Here is an 8,608-nt window from a genome sequence, read left to right on the forward strand (position 1 = left end):
TGAATCCCGTATTAAAGATAAAAGCATCGATGAAAAATATACAGCAAGGCAAGCTGATAGTTTACCTATTATTAATAAGCTAAACACCTGGCTTGAAGAGAATCAGCGACATTTAGTCGGTAACAGCAAGCTAATAGAAGCTGCTAACTATCTAGCCAATCAATGGCACAAGCTGATACGCTACCTAGATGATGGTCGATTAAGTATTGATAACAATCGGGCAGAGCGTGCAGTCAAACCGTTTGTGATAGGACGAAAGAATTGGTTATTTAGCCAAACGACCAATGGTGCCCATGCTAGTGCGACACTTTACAGTATTGTAGAAACCGCCAAGGTAAATGGTCTGATCCCATTTGATTACGTCAATGCTTGTCTTGATGAACTGTGCAAACCAGAATCCGATATCGATAGCTTGTTACCATGGAATGTTAAAAAGTAGGTGTGGTTCGCTAGACGCTTACATTTTTTCTTATATAAATAATAATTTAATCATTAAACCAATACAAAACACTTAAAACCAATAGCTAATCAATAAATATCCGGCTTAAAGTCACAAGCTAAAAAAATCACAGAAAGATAATTTTTATGATAAATATACTATTCTCATTTAGCCTATTTCCACGACAAAATGGTTAAATGATTATCTTTTATTTCTTACTGAATTGTTTTTGTGGGTGTTAACAGAGCGGGTTGTAAGTCGCTATGGGGGCGAAAGCGACTTACTAGTTATGTCAGCTTTGTCGGAACAGCTGACGTTACATACTTCAAAATAGCACATAACCCCTATGGCGCTAACGCCCCATACCGAGCTGGAAACTTATCAATGAGTGGGCAATATTGCTTAGCCATAACACAAACGGGTGATTAAATATTACGTCACTTTTTATGGGGTATCCTTGCGGCGTTAGCCATTCAATTTATTTATGAAGGCATCCGCAACGTTTCTATGTAATAGAGTATAACCCATTGTTAATAAAATAAAAAAGCAAACCTGAGTTCATCGGTTTGCTTTTTTATTACCTGCTATTTAAGCATCTTGTTCACCACCCTGTGAAGCAGCCCAGAGTAATCATTCAGACATTTAAATCATCAATCAAACTAAGCAGTCATGTTTGTGGCTCTGTTGATTAACTTTCTAACCCTACCGTTACCCCTAATAATCGAACTGGTTTATCAGGGGTTTCGACAGCATTTTTTATTATTACCCTCTGTGGCGACTTACACAGATTTAAAAAATCCACTCTCACTTTGCAATGGGAAATAACAACGCAGATTCAACATTTGCTTTGCATTATAAATTTAGGTCGTTAATAGTCAGCCCTATTCGTCATGAACGTATCACCCTAATGCATCATTATTTAATAAACCTAACTCTTGACGAAGATAAACACTCGCCCCCAATAACCCAGGGTTATTATGGGTAATTAAAAAAGTTGGAATAGATGATAGATACGCCTTAAAACGCCCTTTATCTTCAAAGAAATACCTGAACTCGCTAGATTGAAATAACTCAGCAAAGCGAGGTACGATACCGCCCGCGATGTAAATACCTCCAGTACAAGCTAGGTTTAATGCGAGGTTACCAGCAAAACTGCCCATCACTTGACAAAAAACATCCAGACTTCTCCGTGCCAAATCACAACTGCCTTCTAATGCCGCTTTAGATACCTCATTCGGCTGCTCAAATTTAACTTCACGTTTAGATAAAGCACAAAGACTTTGGTATAAATTGACTAAACCCTGCCCGGACAAAATACGCTCTGCAGAAACGTGACCAAATTTCGCTTGTAGTAAACATAAAATATCAGCCTGTTCTGGTGTATTAGCTGCGAAACTTACGTGTCCACCTTCACCATCCAAACTGATCCATTTATCCGCAGATTTAATAATGTGTGAAACACCGAGCCCTGTCCCAGGACCAAAGATAGCCGTTACAGCATTCTCTTTACATTCACCACCACCTACTTGTATTTTTTCTACTGAAGAAAGAAAGGGTACCGCTAATGAAATTGCGGTGTAGTCATTGATGACATATAAGGACGCTAATTTTAATCTTTCTTTAAGTGCTTGCTTAGAAAAATCCCAACTTAAATTGGTCATCACAACATGATCATTTTCAACGGGACAAGCAATACCAATACAAAGGTGTTTCACTTCACCTTGTAATATTTCAAAGTATTGAGTCAGTGCAACTTCAAGTGTTATAAATTCGGCACAAGCAAATTCATTTAAGTGACTCAACTCCCCCGTTTTAACATCACAAACAGCAAGTCGAATATTTGTACCACCAACATCAGCAACAACAGATAACATTTTTTCTCCTTGGATCATTTATAGTTATACCAAATGTGATCCAGTATTATTTTTTATTAAACATGCGATGAGTTCTAAAATAAAACAGTCCCATTATTAATTTCATGGATACACTCCTTGCAAAGGAATCAATGACTTAATAAAGACTAAGCAACTTCCACATCAACCAACACCCCAAAATGATCAGACACAATAGGATAAAAATCGTTATTAAAAATCGTCTGATGCTGCTTTATCACAACCAATTGATTACTAAGAATCAAATCAATCCGTAAAGCCTGGCTATTTTGTTGCCAACCATCAATATTTTTAATCACAGTGGCACCAGCATCTTTTGTTTCTGCTATTTCATAACAATCAATTAAACCGCGCTGTAATACATAATCATAACCTTCATCGCGTATATGACTCGGGTTATTGAAATCACCCAATAGAAAGCTCAACCCTGTTGATAATGTCGCCGTGATACGTTTGATATGCTCCTCAAATGGGCTCTCTGAGTCATTCCACCAGCCGCAATGACAATTATAAAAATCGAACTCACCTTGTTGAAAAGCGACTTTAATACGCACTGCTCGTCGATGTTTCCAAAAGTTCACATCATAGTTATCACTTAAGTCAATGACCTCATGTTCAACAATGGGCAATCGTGTCAAAAATGCTACCCCCTCTTGATATACTTCATAACTTTGGTGAACAAAATCCCACGTAAGTTGGTAGTGATGACCGTGTTCTGCCAGTTTTTTCTGTAATAAATAACCATAGTTATCAGCTAACACGGGATGATTACTCAATATACTGGCATCAACGACCGGACTATCTTGGCATTGATTAACCTCTTGTAATGCAATCACATCGCACCCTTGTTCAATAATGGCTTGCGCTACTATATCCAACTTTTCTAACTGTTTATCTTCTTGCCAACTATGGGTATTTAGCGTCAATAACTTCATTTATTATTCGCTTATTTAATGTACTGAGATAGAAACGCAGCTTCAAGGCTGCGTTTATCGATATTGTTCGCTTGTTGTTCACAACTAATATAGAGAATGAATTACGCAGGTTGCTCTGAAAACTTAGCAAGTAACCTAGATTTAATCACATCCACTCCAGGACCATAAATAGCTTGTACACCCTGTTCTTTAACCACTAATCCAAGTGCTCCCGTGGATTTCCATAACGAGTATTCAGCAACCAATAGCGGATCATTAACCGTAATACGCAAGCGAGTCATACAAGCATCAATCTCAGTAATATTGCCACGCCCCCCTAAATTTTGAATAATAATGTCAAGCTTGTCATCTTGCGACATAGCTTCTGCATTTTCATCTAGATAGTTACCCTTACGCCCTGGTGTTGGTAAATGAAACTTCACAATGAGCAAACGGAACAGCGCATAGTTAACGACAAAGAAAACAATACACACCAACGCGAAACGAATTAAATCACCTCCTATGCCCGCTGAAATCATCATTGGTATACGAGTGAGTAATTCAATCAAACCAAAGGCATGTACTCGTAGATCCATAACATCCACCAATGCAAATGCAATGCCTGTTAACACCGCGTGTGCAACATACAAAACGGGAGCAATGAACATAAACATGAATTCAATAGGTTCAGTCACGCCCGTTAATAACACCGCAAGACCAGCGGATAAAAACATCGGTTTATATTGCTTACGTTTATCATTATCAACACAGTGATACATCGCAAGCCCAATCCCAATCAATGATGACGCTGCTATAATTACCTGCCCCGCTTTAAAACGTGCTGGATGCACAGTATCCAATAAATGCTGGTAAGTTGCCGGATCGGTTAATTTAAGATTATTCAAATCACTTATCCAAGCAAGCCATAATGGATCTTGACCATAAACACTTGAACCCGCACTAGCCCCAGTCAAAAGCTCATAAGAACCACCCAACTCTGTGTAATTCATTGGAATTGTTAAGGTGTGATGTAAACCAAACGGCAGTAATAAACGCTCTAACGTACCATACAAGAAAGGAGCTGTGATGGGCGCACTGTCTTTAGATGTTGCAATCCATTGACCAAAATCATTGAGTGCACCTTGAATTAAAGGCCATACTATCGATAAACCAAGTGCAATGATCACCGAATAGAAAATAACCATAAAAGGCACAAAACGCTTACCGTTAAAAAATGCTAATGCCTCAGGTAACCGAGAGAAATCATAGTAACGGTTATATAAGTTGGCACCTAAATAGCCGGACATAATGCCGATAAAAACACCCATATTTAGCGCAGGAGCGCCTAAAATATTAGTAAAAAATTGAGAGACAGGCAGCTCAGTTCCAAATAAACTCATCACAATCGCATGAGGATCACTCAGCATATCGTTATTTACGCCCAATATAACCCCGGTGATACGGTTAATTAATATGAAAGCAATGAGCGCAGCAAATGCACCTCCCGCACGCTCTTTTGCCCACGAACCACCAATAGCGACAGCAAATAACAGGTGCAGGTTAACAATAATTCCCCAACCAATATTTTCCATAATATGGCCTAGTGTTTCAATAGCACCGAACCCACCAGCATACATTGCGACGACTTTACCTAATGAAATCATAATACCGGCTGCTGGCATCACCGCGATAACAACGATAAGTGATTTTCCAAATCTTTGCCAAAAATCAAATGATAGTAATTTACTCATAACTAATTCCTTGGTTGAAATGCAGGTAAACGTCATCAACGCCCTGCCATAAATATAATTTAATGTTTTCTTACAAATATATACGCTGCATAAGCGGGGGCTATTTGCGTGGTTATAAAATCCGACCGAATGTGTTCATTATTGATAGTTTGGTTATCAAGCATTAACGCTCCTAATTGTGCAGTGTCGATATTAACGATGCTCTCTTGTGCATTTAAATTGGTAATAATGGTCCATGTCATATCTTGAGCAATGCGTTGATAAGCATAGATATTAGGATCGTCAGGCAGCAGCAATTGATAACGACCAACCACCAAACTTTCATTTGATTTACGCAGAGCAATTAACTGCTTATAAAAATTCAAAATCGAGTTTGGATCTTGCTGTTGTTGTTCAACATTGATATCGGTGTAATTTGGATTCACAGCAAACCAAGGCGGCACCTCAGAAAAACCAGCAAAAGCGTGGTCATTCCATTGCATTGGTAAACGACTATGATCACGGGATACTTGATTTAACAACGCCAAGATATTGTCGTCGGTTTGTCCTTGTTGCTTTAACTTTTGAATTAAATTTCTAGCAGACACATCATTAAAGTCGTTAAGAGATGTAAACTGACGATTTACCATGCCGATCTCTTGGCCCTGATAAATAAACGGGGTGCCTTTCATTAAAAAATAACAACTTGCTAAAGCGGTAGCACTGCCATACCAATAATCAGGATGAGCAAAGGTATCAATACTACGGGCTTGATCGTGATTCTCTAGATAAAGTGCGTTCCAGCCTTTACTTTCTAATGCATTTTGCCAATGCGATAAAATTTGTTTAAATCCCACTAAATCAAAACGCTCGCGACTTTGCTCTTCCGACCATAATTTCATGTGTTCAAACTGAAAAATCATATTAAAAACACCGCCTTGATCATGTTCGTTGGCTTCGGCAACCCAAGTTAATGCGTTTTCTGCAGCGACCCCGTTTGCCTCACCAACGGTAACAATATCAAAGGGTGAAAATGCCTGTTCTCTTAGCTCATAGAGAGGCTTATCAATACCTTCAACATTCATGTGATAGTCAAATGAAGAAACATAATTTTCACCCTTTGGATTGGGTAAAGAAGGTAAACCTGCTTGTTTCTGAATATGGCTAATAGCATCCACACGGAAACCATCAATACCACGAGCCAACCACCAATGAATCATGTTAAATAATGCTTGTTTAACCTCAGGGTTTTCCCAATTAAGATCGGGCTGCTTTTTAGAAAATAGGTGCAGGTAATATTGTGCAGTTTTGGCATCATACTCCCATGCACTACCATGAAAAATACTTTCCCAGTTATTTGGATCGCGAGTCGGCTTTTCAGCTGTAGGCTCACAACCATCACGCCAAATATACCAATCACGTTTAGGACTATCTTTACTTTTACGAGATTCAATGAACCATGGATGCTCATCGCTAGTGTGGTTGATCACTAAATCCATAATAATACGAATGCCACGATCATGAGCGGCACTGATTAATCGGTCGACATCCTCAAGGGTTCCAAAGTCAGGATGAATTGCTTGATAGTCACTAATATCGTAACCGTTATCATCATTCGGTGATTCATAAAATGGACAAATCCATAATAAATCAATACCCAAATCAGCAAGGTAATCCAGCTTGGCAATAATCCCCTCAATATCACCAATACCATCTTGGTTTGTATCATAAAAACTACGGGGATAAATTTGGTAAGCAGTCGCTTTTTTCCACCACGCAAGTGGTTTTAAGTGAATATTATTGGTGTGTTTCATCTATTCAATCTTGAATGTGTTATCGTTAACACATATGATGAAATTGAATTTAATTAGATGCAATACGTTTTTAAATAAACTGTGAGCTTTCTCTGATTTTTATATCGAATTGGCCTTCAGCTGAACTGAAATCACGCTTAATCAATTTTTTAACGGCTTGGTAGCCCACTTGATAATAATTAAAAGCAACGGTACTAAGACTTGGTACTAATAAATCACTGTAGTCATAATCCCCTATGCCTATAATCCATAGGTTATGACCAATTTTTAATTGCTGTTCTTTGGCGCGGCGATATAAACGAATGGCAATATTATCGGTGGCACAAAAATAGACATTATTGGGCTGTAATTGAATTTCTTGGTATCCGATTTTTTGCTCCGAATCAGCCAATGCTTGCAACGAAAAATTCAGCTCTGGTATCGTGTCAGTAATGGTTTCTTGCATCAATTTAGTACGGCTTGATAGCATGCGGTCATCATAAACATAATGTATGGCTTCGAGCGGTGCCTGCTGCTGTTTTAACTGAGTGATGGTTTGTGAGACTAACGCTTTAATCGCGGCTTGTTCAGGGTAATATAAACAGCAATGATGGGGGGTGTTTTTGCCAATAAATAACACATTATCTAAGGTTTGATAAAAAGGCTCTTCGACACTGCGCTTTGAAGCAATAATAATAGTGCCCAATGCATTTAAGCCATTAAACTCTCTAACGGCTTGGCATTCTGACTCATGGCTAAACCCTGTGGCATGAAACAGCATTCGGACTTGTGATTCATTCGCCGCAGCCAGTGCCCCTTTAATCACTAAACTCGTTGTATATGATTCAATTCGAGGGGCAACGAAACCAATAATATTAGATTGGCTACGAATTGAGCGAGCAAATATATTAGGGGTATAATGACTTTCTTTGACGATAGCATCAATCTTAAGGCGATTCTCAGCCGAGACATAACCGTCATTAAAGTAACGTGACACGGTCATTGTTGAGATCCCAAGTTTTTTTGAAATCTCCGCCATGGTCATTTTTTTACCCATCACATTTTCTCCATCAATAATATATCATTGCCATATTATCCAATATTTTGGCTGAGAACACAGCAAATAAAAACACTATCTGATGATATACCCATGTTACTTAGACTTAAAAAACAAGTGCATAACTCGGATAGGTAGAAAACGCGATTAACTGAACATATGATAGTTATTTAATGGTTATACCAATTCCACTAAGTAACTGATCAATCCTACTGGTTAAAACAAGCGATTTCTGCGTTAAAAGTTTTGTAAAGGGAGCAACTTATGTGGACTCCCCTGTGTCAATGATAAAACTAGTAACTAAGAATAAAGCGCTCACTTATGCACGAGCTCTCATTGAGTAGCTAACTCAGGCTCTCTGATATTTACGCGCACAAGTAATCACATCTATTAAGGAAAGATTGGACATAAACTGTATTTAAGAAAAACATGTTAGCAGCTAGCTGAGTCTACTTTAGGACCTTGTACCGTCGGGTGCTGAGATGGTCACTCCACGAAGGCATCAAAATGTGCCAAGATTGGATAAGTGTTCAGCAAATCAATCTAACAAATGGAGTGACCAATATGAAATGTAGCGTAATTAGCATCGACCTAGCAAAGAATATTTTCCAAATTTGTGCATTAGATGAAATGCGCCAAGTACTCTTTAACAAGAAAGTTAAGCGTTCAGAGCTAATTCATGAATTAAGACAGTTTGAACCTTCTCTAGTGGTGATGGAAGCTTGTTACAGCTCTAATCCATGGGGTAGACGAATCGAAAAATTAGGCCATGAAGTGAGGCTT

Annotated in this window: 6 protein-coding genes and 1 pseudogene; 2 read left to right on the top strand and 5 right to left on the bottom strand. The window is 38.5% G+C overall.

What is annotated here, in order from left to right:
- The coding region (locus H592_RS22175) for an IS66 family transposase (RefSeq protein ID WP_037071714.1) at nt 1-439 on the top strand (439 nt) is incomplete at its 5' end.
- A gap of 899 nt (nt 440-1,338) precedes the next feature.
- On the opposite strand, the gene H592_RS0111550 is transcribed toward H592_RS22175, so the two are convergent.
- The 5 genes from H592_RS0111550 to H592_RS0111570 form a co-directional block, all read right to left on the bottom strand.
- Entirely contained in the window at nt 1,339-2,313 is a 975-nt protein-coding gene (locus tag H592_RS0111550; RefSeq protein ID WP_028868900.1) for a glucokinase, read from the bottom strand.
- A gap of 146 nt (nt 2,314-2,459) precedes the next feature.
- Entirely contained in the window at nt 2,460-3,266 is an 807-nt protein-coding gene (locus H592_RS0111555; RefSeq protein ID WP_028868901.1) for an endonuclease/exonuclease/phosphatase family protein, read from the bottom strand.
- A 101-nt stretch (nt 3,267-3,367) separates the two neighbouring features.
- A complete protein-coding gene (locus H592_RS0111560; protein ID WP_028868902.1) occupies nt 3,368-4,996 on the bottom strand; it encodes a PTS transporter subunit IIBC in 1,629 nt (542 codons plus the stop codon).
- 59 nt (nt 4,997-5,055) lie between these two features.
- Nucleotides 5,056-6,789, bottom strand: coding sequence for an alpha-glucosidase (locus H592_RS22180; RefSeq protein ID WP_037071716.1), 1,734 nt, complete (start codon nt 6,787-6,789; stop codon nt 5,056-5,058).
- Between the two features lie 70 nt (nt 6,790-6,859).
- Nucleotides 6,860-7,825 (bottom strand): LacI family DNA-binding transcriptional regulator, encoded by a 966-nt coding sequence (locus tag H592_RS0111570; RefSeq protein WP_028868903.1) that lies wholly within the window; start codon nt 7,823-7,825, stop codon nt 6,860-6,862.
- Nucleotides 7,826-8,389: 564 nt separating this feature from the next.
- Between H592_RS0111570 and H592_RS24910 the strand changes: the two are divergent.
- Nucleotides 8,390-8,608, top strand: a pseudogene (locus H592_RS24910) (IS110 family transposase); the annotation flags it as partial.

This window comes from Psychromonas arctica DSM 14288, from assembly GCF_000482725.1.
GTDB lineage: Bacteria > Pseudomonadota > Gammaproteobacteria > Enterobacterales > Psychromonadaceae > Psychromonas > Psychromonas arctica.

Coding starts and splice junctions, on each gene's coding strand:
- H592_RS0111555 (WP_028868901.1), bottom strand. CDS start 3,266: ATGAAGTTATTGACGCTAAATACCCATAGTTGGCAAGAAGATAAACAG.
- H592_RS0111550 (WP_028868900.1), bottom strand. CDS start 2,313: ATGTTATCTGTTGTTGCTGATGTTGGTGGTACAAATATTCGACTTGCT.
- H592_RS0111570 (WP_028868903.1), bottom strand. CDS start 7,825: ATGGGTAAAAAAATGACCATGGCGGAGATTTCAAAAAAACTTGGGATC.
- H592_RS0111560 (WP_028868902.1), bottom strand. CDS start 4,996: ATGAGTAAATTACTATCATTTGATTTTTGGCAAAGATTTGGAAAATCA.
- H592_RS22180 (WP_037071716.1), bottom strand. CDS start 6,789: ATGAAACACACCAATAATATTCACTTAAAACCACTTGCGTGGTGGAAA.